The following is a 22984-nucleotide window of genomic DNA, read 5'->3' as shown; positions in this document are numbered from 1 at the left end:
TGGCGGGACGGCTGCGCTCCGCGCGTCGGCCCGGCAGTCGGTCAGCGGATAATGGCGCTTTACGCTCCGCAAGCCCGAGCTTCCGTCCCATGCTCCGAACCGTTCTTCGCGTCTGCTCTTTACTTGCCCGCGCTTATTCCCGTTTTCCGTTGATCAGCCGATTGTCCGCCCGCCGTGCGGGCGTCTTCCAACCGGCAGGCCTATTTCTCCGCGCATTCACGCGATCCGGTCACGCTCGAACCGTGATCGCCGCGGCGACGGCCGCGTTGTCGCTCGGCGTGGCGCTCAGCGCCTGCTCACCGACCTTCGACTGGCGCACCGTGATGAACAACGACAAGGGCTACACGGTCGACTTCCCAGCCAAGCCGGGCAATGATCAGCGCGCGGTGCAGATCGGCGGCACCCCGATGCAGATGGCAATGCAGACCGCCGAAGCGGGCAATGCGGTCTTTGCGGTCGGCACCGTGATGCTGCCCGACGACAGCGACGCGACCCAGCGTGCCGCACTCGATTTCCTGCGCGCAGGACTGGCGCGCAATGTCGGCGCGACGCCCGATGCTCACTCAGTGCAAATCCCGCTGGCGGCTGGCGGCAAGATACCGGGGCTGGAAATGACGCTGAGCGGCGCGGCGGGCGCCAAACACGAGACACGCACGGTGTATGCGCGGCTCGTCGCGCGGGGCCGGCACGTGTACCAGGCAGCGATCATCGCCGATCAACCGCTGCCGCAAGACCAGGTCGACCAGTTTTTTTCGTCGTTCCAGCCGTACTAAATGCGGTATTTTTGGCCGATCGGGCGCACCCAGAGTGCGGAACGCAGTGAAAGTTCCTTCGCAAGTTTGTACGCTAATTGCCGGTTTACGTTGAGATTTTTGAGTTACCCGCACAGCCTGTGGATAACTCTGTTGAGAAGTTCGCCTCAATGACCGCAAAAGCCCATCAGGCGGGCCTTTCGGCAAAATCCACAGGCGTAGGGCATCTAAAAAACCAAATGAAATCAATGACTTCGTGAGATGCTCGTCTGCGCGCTTTTGAGTTGTATCAAAATCTAACAGGATCGCGCGTGTGTGAATAAGTCAAGTCTTGACAGTCGTTTTTTCTCCTCATAACGAGCCAAAAGCGCGGCGGTATTGGATTGCCTCGGCAACCTGCGCGGCGCTCGGCATCGCCGCGCCAGCCAGGTCCGCGACGGTGCGCGCGACCTTCAACACCCGGTAGTACGCCCGCGCCGACCAGCCAAAGCGCTCGCCGGCTTCGCGCAGCAGCGCCTCGCCCGCCGCGTCCGGGCGGCATACATCGTCGACTTCGCGTCCGTCCAGCTCGCGGTTGGTCTTGCCTTGCCGGGCCAGTTGCCGCTCGCGCGCAGCGCTCACGCGCTGCGCGATCGCCACGCTTGCTTCGCCGGCAGTGGCGGCGCGTGCCGCGAGTTCGGTGGCGGTCAGTGCTGGAATTTCGAGCTGGATGTCGATGCGGTCGAGCAGCGGTCCCGACAATTTACGCAAATAGCGCGCCGCAACTTCCGGCGTACAGCGGCAGCGCCCGCCGGGATCGCCGCGCCAGCCGCACGGGCACGGGTTCATTGCGGCGATCAGTTGGCAGGCGGCGGGGAAATCCGCTTGCCAGGCGGCGCGCGAGATCGTGATGCGGCCAGCCTCGAGCGGCTCGCGCAGCGTTTCGAGCACCACGCGATCGAATTCGGGAAGCTCGTCCAGAAAAAGCACGCCCAGATGCGCGAGCGTGATCTCGCCAGGCTGCGGCGGATTGCGTCCGCCGACCAGCGCCGCCGCGCTCGACGAATGGTGCGGCGCGCGAAACGGCCGCTGGCGCCACTGCGACGGCTTGAAGCCGATGCGGCTCGCGGACAGTAGCGCGGCGGAGGCGAGCGCTTCGTCGTCGGTCATGGGCGGCAGCAAGCTGGGCAGGCGTGCCGCGAGCATCGACTTGCCGGCGCCGGGCGGCCCGATCAGCAGCACGTGATGGCCGCCGGCCGCCGCGACTTCGAGTGCGCGCCGAGCGGCGCGCTGGCCAATCACGTCGGCCATGTCCGGCGCCGAGGCAGCGGCGTGCTCGTTGAGCTCGGGCGCGGCGACCGGACTAAGACGCGCGTCCGCCGAGCCTGCGAGATGCGCGCACAGCGACGGCAGATCGGCGGCGCCGAACACGTCGACGCCGGGCACGAGCGCCGCTTCCGCCGCGCTCGCGGCCGGCAGGTAAAGCTGTGGGGTATGGAAGGCCGGTGCGGCTAGTTGATCGAGGAGGGCGGGCAACGCAGAACGCGCTTCAGAGGAAGCGTCGGCTTCGCCGGCGTTCGCCAGAGCGCCGCGCGCGGTGCCGCAGGCCATCGCGAACGCGCCGCGCATCGGCCGCAGCGCGCCGGTCAGCGAGAGCTCGCCAGCAAACTCGCGATGGAGCAGCGATTCGGCGGGAATCTGCCCGCTTGCGGCGAGGATGCCGAGCGCGATCGGCAGATCGAAACGACCGGATTCTTTCGGTAGATCGGCGGGCGCGAGGTTGACGGTGATGCGGCGGACTGGAAAATCGAAACCGCAGTTCTGGAGCGCCGCGCGCACGCGTTCACGGCTCTCGCGCACTTCCAGGTCGGGCAGGCCGACGATCGAAAAGGACGGCAGTCCATTGGCGAGGTGAACCTCGACGGTCACTTCGGGCGCACGGCCAGCGGCCGGCGCGCGGCTGCGCACCACGGCAAGCGACATATTCTCTCCCGTCGGACGGCGCGCTCACAGCGCGCGCAAATCCCCTAAAACGCTGATGACGTCACGGCCCGCTTGCCTGTGATGTGCGGCACTGCGCAGCGCGAAGGCTGCGAGCAGCGCTTACGGCGTCTGCGTGAGCGGCAATTTCTGCTCGAGCTCGGCGACGCGGCGCTCGAGTTCTTCGAGGCGCGCGCGCGTACGCACGAGCACTTGGGTCTGCGTATCGAATTCCTCGCGCGTGACCAGATCGAGCTTCGAGAAGCCCTGTGACAGCATTGCCTTGACGTTGCGTTCGACATCCTTGGCCGGCGAATTCTTGAACAGATCGCTGACGCGAGCCTGGAAGTCGCTAAAAACGTCGTTTGGTTGTTTCATCGTGTTCCCCTTGGTGCACAAAAAATGTGCATGTTTCATTGCGCCCGTGCCCCATTACGGCGAACGGGCGATCTTGGTGCGCGCGACGTATTGGTTGCCGCGGCCGCGTGAGCGTGTTTGGTGCGCGCGCTCGCGTTCAGAACGTTCGAACACTCTAGCAACGATCCCCCCGCTGCGCCACCGCCCGCCGCGCCGCTGGCCGTTCGGACAAGGCCGCTCGGGCGCGCTGCGCCAAGCGCGCGAGGTGCGCTCCGACACAACATGGCATAGGAGTTGCTGTTACTGCCCCGCGCGCGCACTGCCAGGGCGCTTTTCCCGGTAGCGCAGGAGACCGCCGTCACGGGTACGCCACGGGCCCAACGGATCAGCAACAACTAGCGAGGATTTCATGAAACTCATTACCGCAATCATCAAGCCGTTCAAGCTGGATGAAGCGCGCGAAGCCCTGTCGGCGATCGGCGTGTCGGGCATCACGGTGACCGAAGTCAAAGGCTTCGGACGGCAGAAGGGTCACACCGAGCTGTATCGGGGCGCTGAATACGTCGTCGACTTTCTGCCGAAGGTGAAGATCGAAGCGGCGGTATCGGACGACATCGTCGATCAGGCGATCGAGGCGCTCGAGCGCGCCGCGCGTACCGGCAAGATCGGCGACGGCAAGATCTTCGTCACGCCGATCGAGCAGGTGGTTCGAATCCGCACCGGCGAGACCGGCGCGGACGCACTGTAAAAGACCAGAACATAGCGACACGGATAGCGACAAGAGGAAAACCAAGATGCGCAAACTAATGATGTCCCTGCTGATGGCCGGCTCGCTGCTCGCGGGCGGTGTCGGCACCGCCCTCGCGGACGATGCGTCCGCTCCCGCAGCCGCGTCCGCTCCCGATACGACAGCGAGCGCGCCCGCGGACGCCTCCGCCGCAGCCGCTGCCCCGGCTGCCTCGGCAGCCGCCGCCGACGCATCGGCCGCCGCCGCCGCTGCACCGGCCGCCCCAACCGCACCGTTCTCGGTCGATTCATCGAAGATCAACTCCGGCGACACCGCGTGGATGCTGACCTCCACCGCGTTGGTGCTGTTCATGACGATCCCGGGTCTCGCGCTGTTCTACGGCGGCATGGTCCGCAAGAAGAACGTGCTCGCGACGCTGATGCAAAGCTTCGCGATCACCTGTGTCGTGACGATCGTCTGGACCGTGGTGGGCTACAGCCTCGCGTTCACGCCTGGCGGCTCGTTCATCGGCGGCTTCTCGCGCGTATTCATGACGGGCATGAACTACATCAAGGGCGACAAGGCCACGACGCTGACCGTCAGCCACCTCGCGCCGACGATCCCCGAGACGGTCTACTTCGTCTATCAGATGACCTTCGCGATCATCACGCCGGCGCTGATCACCGGTGCGTTCGCGGACCGCATGAAGTTCTCGGCGATGCTGGTGTTCATGACGCTGTGGTCGATCATCGTCTACTCGCCGATCGCGCACATGGTGTGGGAGCCGAGCGGCTGGCTGGCTAGCGCCGGCATCCTCGACTTCGCGGGCGGCACGGTGGTGCACATCAACGCCGGCATCGCGGGTCTGGTCTGCTGTCTGGTGCTCGGCAAGCGCGTCGGCTACGGCAAGGAAGCGATGGCGCCGCACAACCTGACGCTCACGCTGATCGGTGGCGCGATGCTGTGGGTCGGCTGGTTCGGCTTCAACGCGGGTTCGGCCGTGGCAGCGGACGGCCGTGCCGGCTTCGCGATGTTCGCGACGCAGGTGGCGACCGCCGCGGCGGCGCTTGCGTGGATGTTCGCCGAATGGGCGGCCAAGGGTAAGCCGTCGGTGCTCGGTATCGTGTCGGGCGCGGTCGCGGGTCTGGTGGCGATTACGCCGGCGTCGGGCTTCGTCGGTACGCTCGGGGCGCTCGTGATCGGTATCGTCGCGGGTGTGGTCTGCTTCTGGGCGGCCACGTGGCTCAAGCACAAGCTCGGTTACGACGATTCGCTCGACGCGTTCGGCGTGCACTGCATCGGCGGGATCATCGGTGCGCTGCTGACCGGCGTGTTCGCGGTCAAGGACATCGGCGGCGCGGACGGCAGCGTGATCCTGCAGGCGAAGGGCGTGCTGACGACGCTGATCTACAGCGGCGTGGTGAGCTTCGTGCTGCTGAAGATCATCGACATGGTGATAGGCATCCGCGTGACCGAAGAGCAGGAGCGCGAAGGCCTCGACGTGAGCCTGCATGGCGAGAAAGTCGAATAACCGAGCACCTGTCCCGGTTCGGCCCGCGCTCGCGGGCCCGTCAGTAAGAAAAAATGGTTAAGCAAGCGCAGCAATTTCGCCCGCCTTCATGGCGGGCTTTTTTCTTGCTGATTGGGTTGCGAACGGCGATTTTCCGCGCCTATCATCGGGATAGGGAGAATGCATTCGAGTCTGCTTGCGAATGGAGAAACCGTCCCCAAATGGACAAGGCATTTGCTCTACAATCTTTTTTCTCCAGTCTGCGAGTGATCAATGGTTCCGCACCTAGTTACGGCGTTAAACGGCCCGCTGCTCGACCTCGAGCGGAAGATCCTCGACGCCACGCCCGCTATCGAACGCTGGTTCCGGCTCGAATGGCAGGAGCACACGCCACCGTTCTACTGTTCCGTCGATCTGCGTAACGCGGGGTTCAAGCTCGCGCCGGTCGACACCAATCTGTTTCCCGGCGCGTTCAACAATCTGCCGCAGGAAGTGCTGCCGCTCGCGGTGCAGGCCGCGATGGCCTCGATCGAAAAGATCTGCCCGGACGCGAAGAATCTGCTCGTCATTCCCGAGCGTCACACCCGCAACGCGTTCTACCTCGAAAACGTCGCCCGGCTTGCGTCGATCATGCGCCAGGCGGGGCTGAACGTACGCTTCGGCACGCTCGACGAAACCATCAACGGCCCGGTCACGATCGCGCTGTCGGACGGCCAGAAGCTCGTGCTCGAACCGCTCGAGCGCTCGCAGCGGCGCCTTGGTCTGAAGAACTTCGACCCGTGCTCGATCCTGTTGAACAACGATCTGTCCGGCGGTATTCCGCCCGTGCTCGAAAACCTGCACGAGCAGTATCTGCTGCCACCGCTGCATGCGGGCTGGGCGGTGCGTCGCAAGTCGACGCATTTCTCGTGCTATGACGACGTCGCGAAGAAGTTCGCGAAGATGGTCGAAATCGATCCGTGGATGATCAATCCGTATTTCGCGCACGTCGAGGGCGTCGACTTCCAGCAGCGCACAGGCGAGGAAGCCCTTGCCGATGCGATCGACGGCGTGCTGAAGAAGATCGCGCGCAAGTATCGCGAGTACGGCATCTCCGAAAAACCGTATGTCGTGATCAAGTCCGATGCGGGCACCTACGGCATGGGCGTGATGACCGTGCACGACGCGTCGGAAGTCGCCGCGCTGACGAAGCGCGAACGCACGCGCATGGCCGCGACCAAAGACGGCCTGGAAGTGCACGATGTGATCGTGCAGGAAGGCGTCTACACGTTCGAGCGCATCGGCGAGGAAGTCGCCGAGCCGGTCGTCTACATGATCGACCGCTATGTGGTGGGCGGCTTCTATCGCGTGCACGGCAGCCGCGAGCGCGACCAGAACCTGAACGCGCCGGGCATGCACTTCGTGCCGCTCGGCTTCGAACACACGGCGCTGCCCGATGCGCACGCGAAGCCCGGCGCGGCGCCGCCGAACCGCTTCTATATGTATGGCGTCGTGGCGCGGCTGGGCCTGCTGGCCGCATCGGTCGAGCTCGAAAAGACCGATCCCGAAGCGATCCAGGTCTAAGCCACCCCGCGCGGCAAGATGGCGGCATGCGTGCCGCCATCGCCGTCTTCAAAAGACTATATTGACGAACAATGTCACGCCCCTCAGGGCGCACCGGGACTTTCATGGACATTCTTTTCATCGCCGATCCGCTCAGCCATTTCAAGATCTACAAAGACACGACCTACGCGATGATGGCCGAAGCGGCGCGGCGCGGTCACACGGTGCACACCTGCGAGCCGAAACATCTGGCGTGGACGGGCGGCGATGTCGAGGCGAACGTGCGGCGCATTGCGATCGTCGGCGATACCACGGATCTGCATCGTGACGTCTGGTTTGCCGCCGATGCCGCCACGCCGCGCCCGCTCGCGAGCTTCGGCGCGGTCGTGATGCGTAAGGACCCGCCGTTCGACATGGAATACGTGACGTCGACGTGGCTGCTCGAACTGGCCGAACGTGGCGGCGCGCGCATCTTCAACAAACCGCAGGCGATCCGCGATCATTCGGAGAAGCTCGCAATCGGCGAGTTCGCCCAGTTCGTCGCGCCGACGCTGGTCACGCGCGACCCGGCGCGTCTGCGTGCGTTCCACGAACAGCACGGCGACGTGATCCTGAAGCCGCTTGACGGCATGGGCGGCATGGGCGTATTCCGCGTGAAGGCGGACGGCATGAACCTCGGCTCGATCGTCGAAATGCTGAGCCACGACGGCGCGCGCTCGGTGATGGCGCAGAAATTCATCCCCGAGATCAAGGAAGGTGACAAGCGCATCCTGCTGATCGGCGGCGAAGCGGTGCCGTACTCGCTCGCGCGCATTCCTCAGGGTAATGAGGTGCGCGGCAATCTGGCGGCCGGCGGACTGGGCGTCGCGCGGCCGCTCAGCGAGCAGGATCGCAAGATCGCCGATACGCTCGCGCCGGTGCTGGCGGCGCGCGGCCTGCTGCTGGTCGGACTCGATGCGATCGGCGACTGGCTCACCGAAGTCAACGTCACGAGCCCGACGTGCTTCCGCGAGATCATGGACCAGACCGGCTTCGACGTCGCCGCGATGTTCGTCGACGCGCTGGAGCGCGCGGTCGGCTGACGCGTGGCGCTCGCGTGGCGCGCCGACGCAGCGGCCTTGATTGCCCGGCGGCACCCCCAATCTGTGTAGTAAATCCGCATCAGGCGTGCCGTCGGGATTGGCGCGAAAATGAGGCTGCTACAATGCCCGCTCGCCCGACGATGCATTCCCGCCCTCGCGACCCACGGCCGGTCCGGGGCGATGGCGAACCGGGCTCGAGTCCCGGTCCACGGTTTTGGGGCCGTTCTTTTGCAGTAAGGCTGACATGGCAGGCATTCTGATCATTGCGCACGCTCCATTCGCCACCGCGTTGCGCGATTGCATTTCCCACATCTATGGCGGTTTGCCGGCGCGTATCGGCGTGATCGACGTGTCGCCGGATTGCGATCCTGCGCAGGTCGTCGCGTTCGCGAATTCGGAAGTCGTGCGGCTGAAGGAAGAGAACGGCGCGCTCGTGCTGACCGACATGTTCGGCGCGACGCCGGCCAACATCGCGGGCCGGCTCGCCACCGTGCCGGACGTGCGTGTGCTGTGCGGCGTCAATCTGCCGATGCTGGTGCGCGCGGTCTGCTATCGCGCGACGCCGCTCGACACGCTCGTCGACAAGGCGCTCGCCGGCGCGACCAAGGGCGTGCACGCGATCGGACCGGCGATGCCGACACCGGTCACGCCGCCAGCGTGCGCTGCCGAGTGCCTGCCGGCGCTGCCACCTGACGCGGCGCCCGCCGACTGTGTTCCCGCTTTGCCGGACGATGCCGATCTGACGCAAAAGACGGACGCGCCCGGCCTGTAAGCCGGCTGGTTCGCAGGCAAGCTTCGACGGATTCAAGCGGTTTCGCAACAGCGCCGATCGCATTGAAGCCGCTTTGCAGTAACACTTTTCACCATTTCATTCACCCGCGCTTCGGACCATCACATGCTGCAACAGGAAACGACAATTGTGAACAAGCTGGGGCTGCACGCGCGCGCGTCGGCCAAGTTGACGCAACTCGCGGGCAACTACCAGGCGGAAATCTGGATGAGCCGCAATGGCCGTCGTATCAACGCGAAGAGCATCATGGGCGTGATGATGCTGGCCGCGGGCATCGGCAGTACCGTGCTGATCGAAACGGAAGGCACCGACGAACAGGACGCGATGGACGCGCTCCTGAAACTGATCGCCGATAAATTTGGCGAAGGTCAATAAAGCCGCGCGTTTTGCGTTCGACAAACCCGAAAATGCCGCGGCTCAGTCCGCGGTTTTTTTTCGTGCGCCGACATCTGAATATCAGAAGAGGCGCGCTGTTAATCGAGACTAAAGGGATCTAGAAGCGGCGCGAAAGCCATCGGGAAGAGTGCTAAGGCGACATGCGTTTTCAATGTTTAAACCATATGTTTTGCGCGACGTGTATAAAGCGAAGCTTCGCCGGGTACGAGGGCACCGCATTGCGATAATCCGTGCTGCGCTGCACACACCGCTGACTTACTTCAAAAAGGCGCGGAATTTATAATGCCCAGTACAGTCTGAGAGCATTGCAGCGGTTTGCCGCGGCATTACACAACTAGAGGAGGTGCGCGTGTCATTCACGCTGCATGGAATTCCCGTGTCACGCGGTATCGCCATCGGGCGGGCCTATCTGATCGCCCCGGCAGCACTCGACGTAGACCACTATCTGATCGAACCGCTCCAGATCGAGGGGGAGGTCGAGCGTTTTCGCGCGGCTCAGCAACGCGTGCATGAAGAACTCAACGTATTGCGCGCCGATCTTGCCGCGGATGCCCCAAGCGAAATGGGCGCGTTCATCGACGTTCACACGATGATTCTGAACGACGTCATGCTCGTTCAGGAAACCATCGACCTGATCCGCACGCGCCGCTACAACGTGGAATGGGCGCTGACCGAACAGCTCGAAAGACTGTCGCGCCATTTCGACACTATCGAAGACGAATACCTGCGCGAGCGCAAGGCCGATATCGAGCAGGTCGTCGAGCGCGTGCTGAAGGCGCTCGCGGGCGCGCCGGGCATCGTCGGCAACGTGCATGGCGCGTGCGACGAGATGATCGTGGTCGCGCACGACATCGCGCCGGCCGACATGATGCAGTTCAAGACGCAGACGTTTCAGGGCTTCGTCACCGATCTCGGCGGGCGCACGTCGCATACCGCGATCGTCGCGCGCAGCCTCGGCATTCCGGCCGCGGTTGGCGTGCAGCATGCGAGCGCGCTGATCCGCCAGGACGATCTGATCATCGTCGATGGCGACCACGGCATCGTGATCGTCGATCCCGCGCCGATCGTGCTCGAGGAATACTCGTACCGGCAAAGCGAGAAGGAACTCGAGCAGCGCAAGCTGCAACGGCTCAAGTTCTCGCCGACGCAAACGCTGTGCGGCACGCGCATCGAACTGTGCGCGAACATCGAGCTGCCGGACGACGCGCGCGCGGCGGTCGAATCGGGCGCGACCGGCGTGGGTCTGTTCCGCACCGAGTTTCTGTTCATGAATCACAAGCACCGCATGCCCGAAGAGGAGGCGCAGTTCGGCGCGTATCGTCGCGCGGTCGAACTGATGAACGGCTTGCCGGTCACGATCCGCACGATCGACGTCGGCGCCGACAAGCCGCTCGATTCCATGGGCGGCGACGGCTACGAGACCGCCGCGAATCCGGCGCTCGGTTTGCGCGCAATTCGCTGGAGCCTGTCGGAGCCGCAGATGTTCCTCACGCAGTTGCGCGCGATCCTGCGCGCGTCGGCGTTCGGCAAGGTGAAGATCCTGATCCCGATGCTCGCGCACGCGCAGGAAATCGACCAGACGCTCGATCTGATCCGCGAAGCGAAGCGTCAACTCGACGACGCGGGTATCGCTTACGATCCGAACGTGCAGGTGGGCGCGATGATCGAGATCCCGGCCGCCGCGATCGCGTTGCCGCTGTTTCTGAAGCGGCTCGATTTCCTGTCGATCGGCACCAACGATCTGATTCAGTACACGCTCGCGATCGATCGCGCGGACAACGCGGTCGCGCATCTGTACGACCCGCTGCATCCGGCCGTGCTGCATCTGATCGCGTTTACGCTGCGCGAGGCGAAACGGGCGGGCGTGCCCGTGTCGGTGTGCGGTGAGATGGCGGGCGATCCGGCGTTGACGCGTCTATTGCTCGGCATGGGTCTGACCGAATTTTCGATGCATCCGAGCCAACTCCTCGAGGTCAAGCAGGAGGTGCTGCGCTCGCATCTGAAGACGCTCGAAAAACCCGTTGCCGATGTGCTGGCTTCGTTCGAGCCGGAGGAGGTGCAGGCGGCGCTCAAGCGGGTCGCGCTGGTTTGAATCTGACGCGCATCGTCGTGCCTCGTTGAACGAAAAAACGCCGCACATGTGCGGCGTTTTGCTATTTTGGCGTCACGCGAACGGGCAGTGCAGAACCGCCTCAAGAGCTGTGCGCGTGGCCGCACACCGGACAATCCGGCTGACGTCCGATGCGCATCGTGTTCCATTCCATCCGCAGCGAATCGAGCATCGTCAGGCGGCCCACGAGCGGCGTGCCGATTGCGCCGATCACCTTCAGCGCTTCGGCAGCCTGCATCGAGCCGATGATGCCGACCGTCGGCGCGAACACGCCCATCGTAGAGCATGCGACTTCCTCGAACGGCTGGTCTTCGGGAAACACGCACGCGTAGCACGGCGACGCTTCATCGCGGAAATCGAAAGTGCTGATCTGGCCGTCGAAGCGCAGCGCCGCGCCCGACACGAGCGGCACGCGATGCTTGACGCACGCGCGGTTGATCGCGTGACGCGTCGCGAAGTTGTCGGTGCAATCCAGCACGACGCTCGCGTGCGGCACCTCGCGGTCGAGCCACGCATCGTCGACGCGCTCGGCCACCGCGTTGACGACGACCTCGGGATTGATCTGCGCGAGCATGTCGCGCCCGGACTCGACCTTCCTACGTCCAACCGACGCGCTCACGTGCAGGATCTGCCGCTGCAAATTGGTCAGGTCGACGGTATCGGCATCGACGAGCGTCAGACGGCCGACGCCCGCCGCCGCAAGATACAGCGCGGCTGGCGAACCGAGCCCGCCCGCGCCGACGATGATCGCGTGGGCGTCGATAAAACGCTGCTGCGCCTCGATGCCGATTTCATCGACGAGGATGTGGCGGGAGTAGCGAAGGAGTTGATCGTCATTCATGGCGGGGCGCGTGGGGTGTGTCGCTATGTCGCTGTGTCGCGCAAAGAGAGGCAGGCCGAGGGGCCGCGGCGCGCATTCGTGGCTGATATTTTAATCGCGCGGGGAGGGTGGCTGTTGCGGCTTGCCGTGATGCGCCACCGGTTAGGCGGCGGCTTTCGCTGAAACTGTTGTGGCGTGTCTTCGCAGACGATCGTGCTGCGAAGACACGTGCGGGTTCGCTTCCTGTTGGCCAGCTTACTTGCCAGCGGGAGCCGGTGCCGAAGCCGGCGCCGGTCCCGATGCGCCCGGCACCGGTTGCGTCGGCTTCACCGCGACCGGCGCGGAGGCCGACGTGCCCGGCTTGTTCTGCGCGAGACGGCGCTCCATCAGCGACTTCGATTCCTGAACCGGCTTGCCTTCGAGCTTGTCGACCGCCTGTTGCAGCATGAAGTCGTCGGCCGAACCGAACTCGACCGGCTTGCGGTCACGCTCCTTCTGGCGCTGTTCCGGCGTCTTCTTGTCGTTCTGCTCTTCGAGCTGACGCAACTGGTCCATGCGCTCCTGCTCGCGTTGCTCCGCTTCCTTCTTCTCGTTCGGATCCTGCGTGTTCGCAAGGTGATTCGAGTAGTCGACTTCGCGGGTCACGAGCGCGTCGTCCGGATCGCCGTCCGCGTATTGGTCGACAGGAAGGTCGGGGCGGATGCCCTTGTTCTGGATCGAACGGCCGCTCGGCGTGTAGTAATACGCGGTGGTCAGGCGCAGTGCGGTGTCGGCCGTCATGGGGCGCACGGTTTGCACCGAACCCTTGCCGAACGTGGTCTTGCCGAGAATGAGCGCGCGGTGCTGATCCTGCAGCGCGCCCGCGACGATTTCCGACGCCGACGCCGAATACGCGTTGGTCAGCACAATCATCGGCACGGTCTTGAAGATGGCCGGGACGTCCTTGAGCGGATCGCTGTCGAACGATTGCAGACGGTAGTTATCGTAGGTGTCGCGATAGATCTGCTTCGAATCCGGAATCTGGCCGTTGGTCGACACCACCACCGAATTCGGCGGCAGGAACGCGCCCGCGACGCCGACCGCGCTTTGCAGCAGGCCGCCGCCGTTGTTGCGCAGGTCGAGGATGAGGCCCTTCAGGTTCGGCTCCTGGCGCGCGAGATCCTGCAGCTTGGCCGCGAGGTCAGGCGTGGTGCGTTCCTGGAAGCTCGTGATGCGCACGTACGCGAAGCCCGGCGCGACGATCTTGCCCTTCACCGACTGCACCTTGATGATCGCGCGCGTGACGGTGAGCGGGAACGTGCGGTCGTCGGTCTTGCGGAAGATGGTCAGCGTGACCTTGGTGCCCGGGTCGCCGCGCATCTGCTTGACCGCCTGGTCGAGCGTCATGCCGCGCACGGGCTTGTCGTTGATGCGCGTGATCAGGTCGCCCGGACGGATGCCGGCGCGGAACGCGGGCGTGTCTTCGATTGGCGAAATCACCTTGATCAGGCCGTCTTCCGACGAAATTTCGATGCCGAGGCCCGCGAAACGGCCCTTGGTCTGCTCCTGCAGCTCTTCGTAGTCGGTCTTGTCGAGGTACGACGAGTGCGGGTCGAGGCTCGACACCATGCCCTTGATCGCGGCGGTGAGCAGCTTCTTGTCGTCGACTGGTTCGACGTATTCGTGCTTGATCTGCCCGAACACTTCGGCGAAAAGCCTGAGCTGGTCTAGCGGCAGCGGGGCGACCGCGGCGCTAGCGGGTTGCTGGGCCGAGGCGGAGTATTGCAGGGTGGCAAAGACACCGGTAGCAAGGCCCGCGGCAATCAGGCCGATATTTTTCAGGTTCTTTCGCATAGAGTCTGTTGCGGTCGGAAGCGCGTGGCAGCGTCGATAAAGATTGGACGGACAAGTATAACTGCACACCCGCCTGCTCAGGGCGCGGTGCAGGCAATCGTGCTTCGACAGTACGGGAAGGTCCTGGTTCTTGCGACCCGGCCCGCGGATGGCGAGCCGTACGACATGGCACTCGGCGGGCCGGAACTGAGAGTTGCCGCGCAAGGCCAGCGGATGCGGTCGCCGCTACGGTGAAGCCTGCAGCGGGCCTCTGAATCTGACCGCCGGGCGCAATACAGAATTTCTTGCCGGCCCGGTTGTCCGCGTGCGGCTCCGCGCGTTTTCGTGGCGTGGGGCCGCGCCCGGAAATGCCGGATCAGCCCGCCTTGCCCTGGCTCGCGACCGCGGCTTGCGCCTTGGCGATCGCGTCCTGGTCGCCGAGATAGTAGTGCTTGATCGGTTTCAGGTTCTCGTCGAGTTCATAGACGAGCGGCACGCCGTTCGGGATGTTGAGGCCGACGATGTCGCTGTCCGAGATGTTGTCGAGGTACTTGACCAGCGCGCGGATCGAGTTGCCGTGCGCGGCGATCAGGATGCTGCGCCCCGACTTGATGGCCGGCGCAATCGACTCGTTCCACAGCGGCAACACGCGCGCGACCGTGTCTTTCAGGCACTCGGTCAGCGGCAGCTGCTCGCGCGGCACCCTGGCGTAGCGCGGATCGGTGTACGGCGCGCGCTCGTCGGTGGGCTCGAGCGCGGGCGGCGGCGTGTCGTAGCTGCGGCGCCAGACCAGCACCTGCTCGTCACCGAACTTCGCGGCGGTTTCGGCCTTGTTCAGACCCGACAGCGCGCCGTAGTGGCGTTCGTTCAGGCGCCACGAATGCACGACGGGCAAGTACATCAGATCCATCTGGTCCTGCACATGCCACAGCGTGCGGATCGCGCGCTTGAGCACCGACGTGTAGGCGATGTCGAACATATAGCCCGATTCCTTGAGCAGCACGCCCGCCTGTTGCGCCTCGAGGTTGCCCTGCTCGGTGAGGTCGACGTCGACCCAGCCGGTGAAGCGGTTTTCCTTGTTCCAAGTCGATTCGCCGTGGCGGATGAGAACGAGTTTGTACATGAGAGTTGCCGGTCGGTAGTGAGGAAGCGGTCTCGCGCTGTGCGGCGCCTCGGGCGGCGCATCGCCATCGCGTCAAACGGTTATTTTATAATGCTCGGGTTAGCCCTTTCGATTTCTCTCTTTCCGGCGGATCTTCCGTGAAGTTTTTCACCGAATACACAAACCTTGTCCTGATCGCAATCGTCCTTATCTCTGGTGGGTTGCTGCTGTGGCCGACCATCAGTCGGCGTGGACGTGGCGGCCTGTCGGCCGCTGAAGCCACCCAACTGATCAACCGGCGCAACGCGGCGGTCATCGATCTGCGGCCGTCCGCCGATTACGCCAAGGGGCACCTGCCCGCGGCACGGCATTTCGAATTCGCAGAGTTGCAGGCGAAAGTCACGCAACTCGCGAAGAACAAGAGCAACCCGGTGCTGCTGGTGTGCCAGACCGGCCAGCAATCGAACAAGGCCGCGCGTATCGTGCAGGAAGCGGGATACGCGGAAGTCCATGTTCTCGAGGGCGGCGTCGACGCCTGGCAGAAAGCCGGTATGCCGGTTGTGAAACAAGGAGCAGCCAAGTGAACAAAGTGATCATGTACAGCACCCAGGTGTGCCCGTATTGCCAGATGGCCGAACGTCTTTTAAAGTCGCGCGGCGTCGAGCTCGTTGAGAAAGTACTGATCGACAAGGACCCGGCCCGTCGTGAGGAGATGATGACCCGGACCGGTCGTCGCACGGTGCCGCAGGTGTTCATCGGCGAGACGCATGTGGGCGGCTATGATGACCTTTCCGCGCTCGATCGCGCGGGCGGTCTGACGCCGCTGCTCGAAGCAGCCTGAGTTCGCGCGTTTCGCGCCGCGCGAGCGGGCGGACCACTCGATAAGCCGGCGCACGCGCTCCTCGTGGAGCCGGCGAGCCGGCGCAATAATCTGGCGGCCCATGCGTGCATCGGCCGCCGCCACGCACACCTATCAGGAATCACCATCATGTCCGACGAGAATAACCAGCCGTTCTTCAACATCCAGCGCATCTATCTGAAGGACATGTCGCTCGAGCAGCCGAATTCGCCGGGCATCTTCCTCGAGCAGGAAATGCCGTCGGTCGAAGTCGAAGTCGACGTGAAGGCCGAGCGCCTCGCCGAATCCGTGTTTGAAATTCTCGTGACGGGCACGGTCACGGCCAAGGTGTCGGACAAGGTCGCGTTCCTGATCGAAGCGAAACAGGCCGGCATTTTTGACATTCGCAACATTCCTGCCGAGCAGATCGATCCGCTCGTCGGGATTGCCTGCCCGACCATCCTGTTCCCGTACCTGCGCTCGAACATCGCCGATGCGATCACCCGCGCCGGCTTCCCGCCGATCCACCTCGCCGAGATCAACTTCCAGGCGCTGTACGAGCAGCGTCTCGCTCAGATGAGCGCGGCCCAGCAGGACGGCGCGGCGCAAAAAGGCGTCACGCATTAAGGCGCCGCGCGCAGTGCCGGCTATGAAAGTCGCCGTTCTCGGCGCTGGCGCCTGGGGCACCGCCCTCGCCGGCCATCTGGCCGTAAGGCACGACACGGTGTTGTGGGCGCGCGAGTCCGCGCTCATCGCCGAGCTTTCCACTTCGCATGAAAACGCCCGCTATCTGGCGGGCGTCGCGTTGCCGCCCGCGCTTCGCTTTGAAGCGGATCTCGGCGTGGCGCTCGATCACGCGCTCGACGACGACGCGCTATGCGTGGTCGCGACGCCCGTGGCTGGCCTACGTGGTCTGTTACGGGCGATGCGGGATGCGGGCAAGGTGCCTGCGCATATCGTGTGGCTGTGCAAGGGGTTCGAAGCGGATTCGCAGTTGTTGCCGCATCAGGCGGTCGCGGCGGAATTGCCCGAGCATGCGAGCAACGGCGTGTTGTCCGGACCGAGCTTCGCGCGCGAAGTCGGGCAGGGGCTGCCGGTTGCGTTGACGATCGCGAGCTCGTCGGCGGCGTGCCGCGAACGCACGGTCGCGGCGTTCCATCACGGCGCGATGCGCATCTATACCGGCGACGACGTCGTCGGCGTCGAAGTGGGCGGCGCGGTGAAAAACGTGCTCGCCATCGCCACCGGCATCGCCGATGGCCTCGGCCTCGGCCTCAATGCACGCGCGGCGCTGATCACCCGCGGCCTCGCCGAAATGTCGCGCCTTGGCGTGACGCTCGGTGGGCGCGCGGAAACCTTTACCGGGTTGACCGGCCTCGGTGATCTGATTCTGACGGCTACCGGCGATCTGTCGCGCAACCGCACCGTGGGCCTGCAACTCGCCACGGGCCGCCCACTCGACGACATTCTCGGCGGTCTTGGTCACGTGGCCGAAGGCGTGCGCTGCGCGCAGGCGGTACTCTCGATCGCACGTGCTCATGCAATCGAAATGCCGATCACGCAGGCAGTCTGCGCGGTGCTGTTCGACGGCGTGGCGCCGCGCGATGCGGTTAGCGCGCTCCTGCGGCGCGATTCGAAGGCGGAATGAAGCCTTTTCTATGAGCCGTTTAGCGGAAATTCGCGTTGAACGGCTGCCTCGCCCGGTTGTCCACTTCGTGAGCGAGACTCGGGTCAGCGAGGTTGCCATGCCCACCTTCAATCTCAGTCGAGGCACGTGCACGCTCGAAGCGCGCGTGGTAGATATCACGACGCTCGCCGTCGATGCGATCGTCAATGCCGCGAATACTTCGCTGCTCGGTGGCGGCGGTGTCGATGGCGCGATTCATCGCGCGGCCGGCAAGGAGTTGCTGCGCGAATGCGAAACGCTCGGCGGCTGCGCGACCGGCGACGCCAAAATCACCGCCGGCTATCGTCTGCCCGCGAAGCATGTGATTCATGCGGTCGGTCCAGTGTGGCGTGGCGGCGCGCATGGCGAAGCCGACCTGCTCGCATCGTGCTATCAGCGCTCACTCGAAGTCGCGCGCGAAACTCAGTGCACGAGCATCGCGTTTCCAGCGATCAGCTGCGGTATCTACCGTTTCCCCGCCGACGATGCGGTCAGCATCGCGGTCGCAACCGTACTCGACACGTTGCCGCGCACACCACTCATGAAGCACGTGACGTTCGCGTGCTTCGACGACGCGATGTTCGCACGCTACGAGGCCGAGCTCGAACGCCGTCAGGCGCCGCCTTCGAAGCCGGCCTGACGCCACGCTTCGAACACCACGATCGCCACCGTATTCGACAGATTCAGACTTCGATTGCCGGGACGCATCGGCAGACGCACGCGCTGTTCGTTTGCAAAGCGCTCGAGCACCGTGCCGGGCAGGCCGCGCGTTTCGGCGCCGAACACGAACCAGTCGCCCGGTTGAAACGCGTGGTCGTGAAAGCGCCCGGAGCCGCGGGTCGTGAATGCGAACATGCGCGACGCGTCGGGCGTTTCTTTCGCGATGAACGCGTCCCAATCGGCATGCACGTTCATTTCCGCGTACTCGTGATAGTCGAGGCCGGCGCGCCGCATCTTGGTGTCGTCGAGAGGGAAGCCGAGCGGCTCGATCAGGTGCAGCCGGGCGCCGGTGTTCGCGCACAAGCGAATCACATTGCCGGTGTTGGGCGGAATTTCGGGTTCTACGAGAACGACGTTGAACATAAGAAGACCACGTAAAAGCTAGTTTTTCGGAGTGCGCAGCGCGACGAAGTTCGTAACCCGCCGCGCGCCGGCGGCCTTCAGCGTATGCGCGAGCGCTTCGAGCGTCGCGCCGCTCGTCATCACATCGTCGACGATGCCGACGTGCAGGCCGCGCACTGGGCGCGCGACGCGAAACGCGCGGCCGACGTTCTGCCGGCGCGCATCGAGATCGAGGCGCGATTGCGGCGCGGTGTCGAGCGTTCGTTCGAGCAGCGTCGGGTCGCCGCGCACGCCGAGCGCCCGGGCGAGCGGCCGCGCGATCTGCCAGGCCTGGTTGTAGCCGCGCTCGACCAGACGGCGGCCGGCGAGCGGCACTGGCGCGATCACGTCGGGCCGCTCGGCCGCGTCGTGCCAATTGGCTTCAGCGAGCCGCGCGAGGCGTTGCGCGAAGTCTCGCGCGAGCATCAGCCGGGCACGGAACTTCAGGCCGACCGCGAGCGTATCGAGCGGCGCGCGATAGTCCGCGAGCGCGAAGCTCGCGTCGAATGGCGGCGGCTCGGCCACGCAATCCGCGCAGCGATACCGCGCCTGCGCGACCCAGCTTGACGCCGGCAACGGCACCGCGCAAACGGTGCAGCGCAGCCGGCTCTCATTCCAGTAGGCCGCGTCGCAACCGTCGCACAACGTCTTATGCGACAAATCGCCGCAGAGCGCGCACAGGTTCGGCAGCGCGGCGTTCAAGGCCCGCGGCCATGCCGAATGCAGACCGCGCGCAAAACGCGCCACCTGATTTCGACACGACGAAGAAAATGACTGGAATCGCACGAATGAGCGCCGGTGAAAGCCGTTCTCGCTGAATGGAGGGGAACGAACGAGTATACTTCGAGCTCACGCCAGCACGACACACATGTCCCCAACCTCCGCTCAATCTGGCCGTCCGGCCTACGATTCACGGCGCCTCAGGCGTATTTTCGACCGTCGCGCCGCTACCTTCGACGAGGTTGCGTTCCTGCCGCGAGAGATTGCGCAGCGCATGCGCGAGCGTCTCGATTACATCAAGGTGGCGCCCTCGAGCGTGCTCGACGCCGGTTGCGGCTCGGGCGAAGACCTCCCCGCATTGCGCGAACGCTTTCCCGAGGCGCCGGTGTTCGGCGCTGATCTGTCGCACGGCATGCTCCGCCGCGCGCTGCGTCACGATGCCGGCGACACCAGTTGGCGGCGTTTTCTTCCCGCCTCGCTTGGCAAGGCGCTCGGCGCGCGTGGCCCGCGCTTCGCGCAAACCGATTTCTCCGCGCTGCCGTTCACGTCCGGCGCATTCGAATTCATCTGGTCCAACCTCGCGCTGCACTGGCACTCGCGGCCCGATCTGGTCTTTCCCGAATGGCAGCGCGTGCTGAAGGTCAACGGCCTGCTAATGTTCAGCACGCTCGGCCCCGACACGCTGAAAGAGTTGCGTGGTGCCTACGCGGAGATCGAGGCCGCGCACGGCGTCGCGTCTCGCAAGCATGTGATCGACTTCGTCGACATGCACGATCTCGGCGACATGCTCGTCGAGGCGGGCTTCGAGATTCCGGTGATGGACCAGGAGACGCTGACGATCACCTACAAGTCGCCTGAGTCGCTGCTCGCGGACGTGCGCCGCTGGGGCGCGTATCCGTTCGAGCGCGATGCGCATGACGGCGCGCTCGCGCGTCGGTTGCACAAAGCCCTGCTCGCCGCGCTCGAAGCGCGTCGGCGCGCCGACGGCACGATCGCGCTGACCTTCGAGGTGATCTACGGACACGCATGGAAGGCCGTGCCGCGCACCACGGCGGAAGGACATGGCATCGTGCGGCTCGAGGACATCGGACGAGGTCCGGGCAAGCGTGGATAGCAGATTGCGGCGCTGTCATCAACTGCTTGCCGACGGTGCGGTTGACGTGTTGCAAAAGCGGTAAAGAGGACATCCGTTATGCCTGGGATTTGCCCTCCAAAAGAGCCGCAAAATGCCGGGCAAAATGGCGCGAAGGCTTGTCGCGCTTGGCTTGCGGGCCGATCGGGGCTTGCTTGTCGATGCTATGGATCGCGCCTATAATGCGTCAGTTTGTCACCCGAGGTTCCCACATTTGGGGTGGCAAGCCCGAGGCGCGGGGCTGCAAAAATGAAGTGATGCGGTAGGGTTGGCGCGGTCGCGAGTGATGCTGTAAACAGTGACACGAACGGCGGCCGCGAGATGCATCCGGAAGTAAAAGAAGGCAGGCCGGACGCGACGATTCGCAGGAGGCAGCGATGGGCGCATCAGATTATCTGCTGGCGGATTCAGAACCGGTCCTCAGGGACTGGACCATGAAGCGCAACTGTTCGATATCGCCGCGGCAGTTCGTCTGTCTGTACGTGTCGCTTGCGTTGTTCTCGTTGGCAATTGCATTCATGCTGGTTCTGGTCGGCGCCTGGCTGGTATTGCCGTTCACCGGAATCGAATTGCTGGCCGTAGGTATCGCGTTTGCAATATATGCGCGTCATGCTGTCGATTACGAGCGCATCCGGTTGTTTCCGAACCGGCTCGTGATCGAGCAGGTCGGCGCCGAGCAGATTACGCAGTTCGAATTCAATCCGCGCTGGGTGCGGATAGAGCCGGGCGCAACGCCGCGCGATCAGATCAAGCTGGTCTCGCGCGGGCAGACGATCATGATCGGGCAACATCTCGCGCAGAATCGGCGCGCGCAGTTCGCAGGCGAACTGCGTATGTGGCTGGCGCGCTGTTAGATGGTGCCGGACGCGCGGCGTTCAAGGGGGCGCGACACGCTGCCAGCGGGGTCGAGGGGTTTGAATGGAAAATTTGGGTAAGGAAGCTATGAAAACAATCAAGCGAGCGCTCATGAGCGTGCTGGCGACGAGCGGACTGCTTTTCGCCGGTGCCGCCCTGGCAGTGGGCGATGCTCCGGGCGGCCCCGCCGTCAACGCGATCAATCTCCAGCCGCCTGCAACGAGAATCGCTGAGGAGCTGTTCAGCCTCCACATGTTCATGCTGGGCCTTTGCACCGTGATCTTTATCGGTGTGTTCGGCGTGATGTTCTATTCGATCTTCGCGCACCGCAAATCGAAAGGCCACAACGCAGCCAATTTCCACGAAAGCACCACCGTCGAAATCATCTGGACGATCGTGCCGTTCATCATCGTCGTGCTGATGGCGCTGCCCGCCACCAAGGCCGTCGTCGCGATGAAGGACACTTCGAACGCCGACCTCACGATCAAGGTCACCGGCTACCAGTGGAAGTGGGGCTATGACTACGTGAAGGGTCCGGGCGAGGGCATCGGCTTCCTGTCCACGCTCGCCACGCCGCGCGCGCAAACCGAGGGCCGCGAGCCGATCTCCACGCTGTATCTGCAGGAAGTCGACAACCCGCTCGTGGTGCCGGTCGACAAGAAAATCCGCATCATCACCACCGCGAACGACGTGGTGCACTCCTGGTACGTGCCGGCCTTCGGTGTGAAGCAGGACGCGATCCCCGGCTTCGTGCGCGACACGTGGTTCAAGGCCAACCGCACCGGTACGTTCCGCGGCTTCTGTACCGAACTGTGCGGCAAGGAACACGCGTTCATGCCGGTCGTCGTCGAAGTGCTGTCTGCCGACGACTACGCGAAGTGGGTCGACGAGCAGAAGAAGAAAATGGCCGCCGGCCAGGACGATCCGAACAAGACCTACACGATGGCCGAGCTGATGGAACGCGGCGGCAAGGTCTACACGTCGAACTGCGCGGTCTGCCACCAGCCGACCGGCAAGGGCGCGGGCGCATTCCCGGCGCTCGACGGCAGCAAGATCGCCAACGGTCCGATCGGGCAGCACGTGAGCCTCGTGTTGAAGGGCAAGAACGCGATGCCTTCGTGGGCGCCGACACTGAACGACGTCGAAATCGCCTCGGTGATCACCTACGAACGTAACTCGTGGGGCAACCACACGGGCGACATCCTGCAGCCGAAGCAAGTCGCCGACGCGCGCAACGGCAAGCTGCCGGAAGGCGGCGATCATCTGGCCAACGCCGGTGCTGCCGCGAGCGGCGCGGTTGCGGCATCGGGCGCGGAAGCGGCTTCCGCACCGGCCGCATCGGGCAACGAGGCTGGCGCGGCTGCTTCGAACAACGCAGAGGCCGCGCTGCCGGCGAGCATCTACTTCGAGACTGGCAAGAGCACGCTGCCGGCCGACGCGAAAGCGGCGGTCGACGCGGCCGCGGCCTACGCGAAGGCGCATCCGGACGCGAAATTCACGCTGTCGGGCTTCACCGACGCAACCGGCTCCGCCGACGTCAACGCGAAGCTCGCGAAGAGTCGTGCCGAAGCCGTTCGCGACGCGCTGAAAGCAGCCGGCATTGCCGAAGACCATATTATTTTGAAGAAGCCGGAAACGATCACCGGCGGCACCGACGCGAAGGAAGCCCGGCGCGTTCAGATCAGCCCGGCAGCCTGACGTGTTCATGGTCAG

At 64.4% G+C, this 22984-nt stretch carries 23 protein-coding genes; 16 read left to right on the top strand and 7 right to left on the bottom strand.

Going from position 1 to position 22984, the window contains the following annotated elements; translation table 11 throughout:
* Window positions 1-89: 89 nt before the first annotated feature.
* Entirely contained in the window at window positions 90-773 is a 684-nt protein-coding gene (locus HDG39_RS01435) for a hypothetical protein (protein WP_184003211.1), read from the top strand.
* 330 nt (window positions 774-1103) lie between these two features.
* On the opposite strand, the gene HDG39_RS01430 is transcribed toward HDG39_RS01435, so the two are convergent.
* Both HDG39_RS01430 and HDG39_RS01425 read right to left on the bottom strand, forming a co-directional pair.
* Complete coding sequence (locus tag HDG39_RS01430; RefSeq protein WP_184002624.1) at window positions 1104-2714, bottom strand: YifB family Mg chelatase-like AAA ATPase; 1611 nt, start codon at window positions 2712-2714, stop codon at window positions 1104-1106.
* Window positions 2715-2834: 120 nt separating this feature from the next.
* Complete coding sequence (locus HDG39_RS01425; RefSeq protein ID WP_018419287.1) at window positions 2835-3089, bottom strand: accessory factor UbiK family protein; 255 nt, start codon at window positions 3087-3089, stop codon at window positions 2835-2837.
* Window positions 3090-3477: 388 nt separating this feature from the next.
* Between HDG39_RS01425 and HDG39_RS01420 the strand changes: the two genes are divergently transcribed.
* From HDG39_RS01420 to ptsP, 7 genes are all read left to right on the top strand, one after another.
* Complete coding sequence (locus HDG39_RS01420; protein ID WP_013088261.1) at window positions 3478-3816, top strand: P-II family nitrogen regulator; 339 nt, start codon at window positions 3478-3480, stop codon at window positions 3814-3816.
* A gap of 46 nt (window positions 3817-3862) precedes the next feature.
* Window positions 3863-5326, top strand: a complete 1464-nt coding sequence (locus HDG39_RS01415; protein WP_184002622.1) for an ammonium transporter — start codon at window positions 3863-3865, stop codon at window positions 5324-5326.
* A gap of 252 nt (window positions 5327-5578) precedes the next feature.
* On the top strand, window positions 5579-6868 hold the full coding sequence (gshA, locus tag HDG39_RS01410) for a glutamate--cysteine ligase (RefSeq protein ID WP_018434736.1): 1290 nt from the start codon (window positions 5579-5581) through the stop codon (window positions 6866-6868).
* A 104-nt stretch (window positions 6869-6972) separates the two neighbouring features.
* Window positions 6973-7929, top strand: a complete 957-nt coding sequence (gene gshB / locus HDG39_RS01405) for a glutathione synthase (protein ID WP_184002620.1) — start codon at window positions 6973-6975, stop codon at window positions 7927-7929.
* 244 nt (window positions 7930-8173) lie between these two features.
* Complete coding sequence (locus HDG39_RS01400) at window positions 8174-8701, top strand: PTS sugar transporter subunit IIA (RefSeq protein ID WP_184002618.1); 528 nt, start codon at window positions 8174-8176, stop codon at window positions 8699-8701.
* Between the two features lie 123 nt (window positions 8702-8824).
* A complete protein-coding gene (locus HDG39_RS01395) occupies window positions 8825-9094 on the top strand; it encodes an HPr family phosphocarrier protein (protein WP_018419292.1) in 270 nt (89 codons plus the stop codon).
* A gap of 370 nt (window positions 9095-9464) precedes the next feature.
* Window positions 9465-11207 carry a phosphoenolpyruvate--protein phosphotransferase gene (gene ptsP, locus HDG39_RS01390; protein WP_184002616.1) on the top strand — a complete coding sequence of 581 codons (1743 nt, stop codon included), beginning with the start codon at window positions 9465-9467 and terminating at the stop codon, window positions 11205-11207.
* 100 nt (window positions 11208-11307) lie between these two features.
* Here the strand turns inward: ptsP and HDG39_RS01385 are convergent, their stop codons facing one another.
* The 3 genes from HDG39_RS01385 to gpmA all read right to left on the bottom strand — a co-directional run bounded on the left by HDG39_RS01385 (window position 11308) and on the right by gpmA (window position 14980).
* A complete protein-coding gene (locus HDG39_RS01385; protein WP_184002614.1) occupies window positions 11308-12066 on the bottom strand; it encodes a HesA/MoeB/ThiF family protein in 759 nt (252 codons plus the stop codon).
* Between the two features lie 234 nt (window positions 12067-12300).
* Window positions 12301-13878, bottom strand: coding sequence for a S41 family peptidase (locus HDG39_RS01380; protein WP_184002612.1), 1578 nt, complete (start codon window positions 13876-13878; stop codon window positions 12301-12303).
* Window positions 13879-14233: 355 nt separating this feature from the next.
* Window positions 14234-14980, bottom strand: coding sequence for a 2,3-diphosphoglycerate-dependent phosphoglycerate mutase (gpmA, locus tag HDG39_RS01375; protein ID WP_184002610.1), 747 nt, complete (start codon window positions 14978-14980; stop codon window positions 14234-14236).
* 137 nt (window positions 14981-15117) lie between these two features.
* Between gpmA and HDG39_RS01370 the strand changes: the two genes are divergently transcribed.
* The 5 genes from HDG39_RS01370 to HDG39_RS01350 all read left to right on the top strand — a co-directional run bounded on the left by HDG39_RS01370 (window position 15118) and on the right by HDG39_RS01350 (window position 18103).
* Window positions 15118-15543 (top strand): rhodanese-like domain-containing protein, encoded by a 426-nt coding sequence (locus tag HDG39_RS01370; RefSeq protein ID WP_018419297.1) that lies wholly within the window; start codon window positions 15118-15120, stop codon window positions 15541-15543.
* Window positions 15540-15800, top strand: coding sequence for a glutaredoxin 3 (grxC, locus tag HDG39_RS01365; RefSeq protein ID WP_018419298.1), 261 nt, complete (start codon window positions 15540-15542; stop codon window positions 15798-15800). Before HDG39_RS01370 ends, grxC begins: the two co-directional genes overlap by 4 nt.
* Before the next feature lie 147 nt (window positions 15801-15947).
* On the top strand, window positions 15948-16424 hold the full coding sequence (secB, locus tag HDG39_RS01360; RefSeq protein ID WP_018419299.1) for a protein-export chaperone SecB: 477 nt from the start codon (window positions 15948-15950) through the stop codon (window positions 16422-16424).
* Between the two features lie 22 nt (window positions 16425-16446).
* Window positions 16447-17445, top strand: coding sequence for an NAD(P)H-dependent glycerol-3-phosphate dehydrogenase (locus HDG39_RS01355; protein ID WP_184002608.1), 999 nt, complete (start codon window positions 16447-16449; stop codon window positions 17443-17445).
* Window positions 17446-17542: 97 nt separating this feature from the next.
* Window positions 17543-18103, top strand: coding sequence for an O-acetyl-ADP-ribose deacetylase (locus tag HDG39_RS01350; protein WP_184002605.1), 561 nt, complete (start codon window positions 17543-17545; stop codon window positions 18101-18103).
* Here the strand turns inward: HDG39_RS01350 and trmL are convergent.
* Both trmL and HDG39_RS01340 read right to left on the bottom strand, forming a co-directional pair.
* Complete coding sequence (gene trmL, locus HDG39_RS01345; protein ID WP_090802877.1) at window positions 18076-18546, bottom strand: tRNA (uridine(34)/cytosine(34)/5-carboxymethylaminomethyluridine(34)-2'-O)-methyltransferase TrmL; 471 nt, start codon at window positions 18544-18546, stop codon at window positions 18076-18078. The two genes, HDG39_RS01350 and trmL, sit on opposite strands and share 28 nt — an antisense overlap.
* Window positions 18547-18564: 18 nt before the next feature.
* Window positions 18565-19311: a phosphoribosyltransferase family protein gene (locus HDG39_RS01340; protein ID WP_409259140.1), complete on the bottom strand. Its 747-nt coding sequence runs from the start codon at window positions 19309-19311 to the stop codon at window positions 18565-18567.
* A 121-nt stretch (window positions 19312-19432) separates the two neighbouring features.
* Here HDG39_RS01340 and HDG39_RS01335 point away from each other — a divergent pair, with 121 nt between their 5' ends.
* The 3 genes from HDG39_RS01335 (at window position 19433) to coxB (ending at window position 22969) form a co-directional block, all read left to right on the top strand.
* Window positions 19433-20398, top strand: a complete 966-nt coding sequence (locus HDG39_RS01335) for a methyltransferase domain-containing protein (protein WP_184002602.1) — start codon at window positions 19433-19435, stop codon at window positions 20396-20398.
* A 395-nt stretch (window positions 20399-20793) separates the two neighbouring features.
* Window positions 20794-21270, top strand: a complete 477-nt coding sequence (locus HDG39_RS01330) for a DUF2244 domain-containing protein (RefSeq protein ID WP_184002600.1) — start codon at window positions 20794-20796, stop codon at window positions 21268-21270.
* Window positions 21271-21334: 64 nt separating this feature from the next.
* Window positions 21335-22969 carry a cytochrome c oxidase subunit II gene (gene coxB, locus HDG39_RS01325; protein WP_184002598.1) on the top strand — a complete coding sequence of 545 codons (1635 nt, stop codon included), beginning with the start codon at window positions 21335-21337 and terminating at the stop codon, window positions 22967-22969.
* The last annotated feature ends 15 nt before the right edge of the window (window positions 22970-22984 follow it).

Origin of the sequence: Paraburkholderia lebeckiae (assembly GCF_014201005.1) — a bacterium.
In the GTDB taxonomy this organism is placed as follows: Bacteria; Pseudomonadota; Gammaproteobacteria; order Burkholderiales; family Burkholderiaceae; genus Paraburkholderia; species Paraburkholderia tuberum.
Note: the sequence above shows the minus strand (reverse complement) of the source record. Positions and strands in the feature narration are given on the sequence as shown.

Bases quoted from the DNA above. Each gene is read 5' to 3' on its own strand.
- HDG39_RS01330 (WP_184002600.1), top strand. From the start codon at position 20,794: ATGGGCGCATCAGATTATCTGCTGGCGGATTCAGAACCGGTCCTCAGG.
- HDG39_RS01355 (WP_184002608.1), top strand. From the start codon at position 16,447: ATGAAAGTCGCCGTTCTCGGCGCTGGCGCCTGGGGCACCGCCCTCGCC.
- HDG39_RS01430 (WP_184002624.1), bottom strand. From the start codon at position 2,714: ATGTCGCTTGCCGTGGTGCGCAGCCGCGCGCCGGCCGCTGGCCGTGCG.
- coxB (WP_184002598.1), top strand. From the start codon at position 21,335: ATGGAAAATTTGGGTAAGGAAGCTATGAAAACAATCAAGCGAGCGCTC.
- HDG39_RS01380 (WP_184002612.1), bottom strand. From the start codon at position 13,878: ATGCGAAAGAACCTGAAAAATATCGGCCTGATTGCCGCGGGCCTTGCT.
- HDG39_RS01335 (WP_184002602.1), top strand. From the start codon at position 19,433: ATGTCCCCAACCTCCGCTCAATCTGGCCGTCCGGCCTACGATTCACGG.
- trmL (WP_090802877.1), bottom strand. From the start codon at position 18,546: ATGTTCAACGTCGTTCTCGTAGAACCCGAAATTCCGCCCAACACCGGC.
- gshA (WP_018434736.1), top strand. From the start codon at position 5,579: ATGGTTCCGCACCTAGTTACGGCGTTAAACGGCCCGCTGCTCGACCTC.
- gpmA (WP_184002610.1), bottom strand. From the start codon at position 14,980: ATGTACAAACTCGTTCTCATCCGCCACGGCGAATCGACTTGGAACAAG.
- HDG39_RS01400 (WP_184002618.1), top strand. From the start codon at position 8,174: ATGGCAGGCATTCTGATCATTGCGCACGCTCCATTCGCCACCGCGTTG.
- HDG39_RS01415 (WP_184002622.1), top strand. From the start codon at position 3,863: ATGCGCAAACTAATGATGTCCCTGCTGATGGCCGGCTCGCTGCTCGCG.
- HDG39_RS01350 (WP_184002605.1), top strand. From the start codon at position 17,543: ATGCCCACCTTCAATCTCAGTCGAGGCACGTGCACGCTCGAAGCGCGC.
- HDG39_RS01435 (WP_184003211.1), top strand. From the start codon at position 90: ATGCTCCGAACCGTTCTTCGCGTCTGCTCTTTACTTGCCCGCGCTTAT.
- gshB (WP_184002620.1), top strand. From the start codon at position 6,973: ATGGACATTCTTTTCATCGCCGATCCGCTCAGCCATTTCAAGATCTAC.
- secB (WP_018419299.1), top strand. From the start codon at position 15,948: ATGTCCGACGAGAATAACCAGCCGTTCTTCAACATCCAGCGCATCTAT.
- HDG39_RS01395 (WP_018419292.1), top strand. From the start codon at position 8,825: ATGCTGCAACAGGAAACGACAATTGTGAACAAGCTGGGGCTGCACGCG.
- HDG39_RS01420 (WP_013088261.1), top strand. From the start codon at position 3,478: ATGAAACTCATTACCGCAATCATCAAGCCGTTCAAGCTGGATGAAGCG.
- HDG39_RS01385 (WP_184002614.1), bottom strand. From the start codon at position 12,066: ATGAATGACGATCAACTCCTTCGCTACTCCCGCCACATCCTCGTCGAT.
- HDG39_RS01425 (WP_018419287.1), bottom strand. From the start codon at position 3,089: ATGAAACAACCAAACGACGTTTTTAGCGACTTCCAGGCTCGCGTCAGC.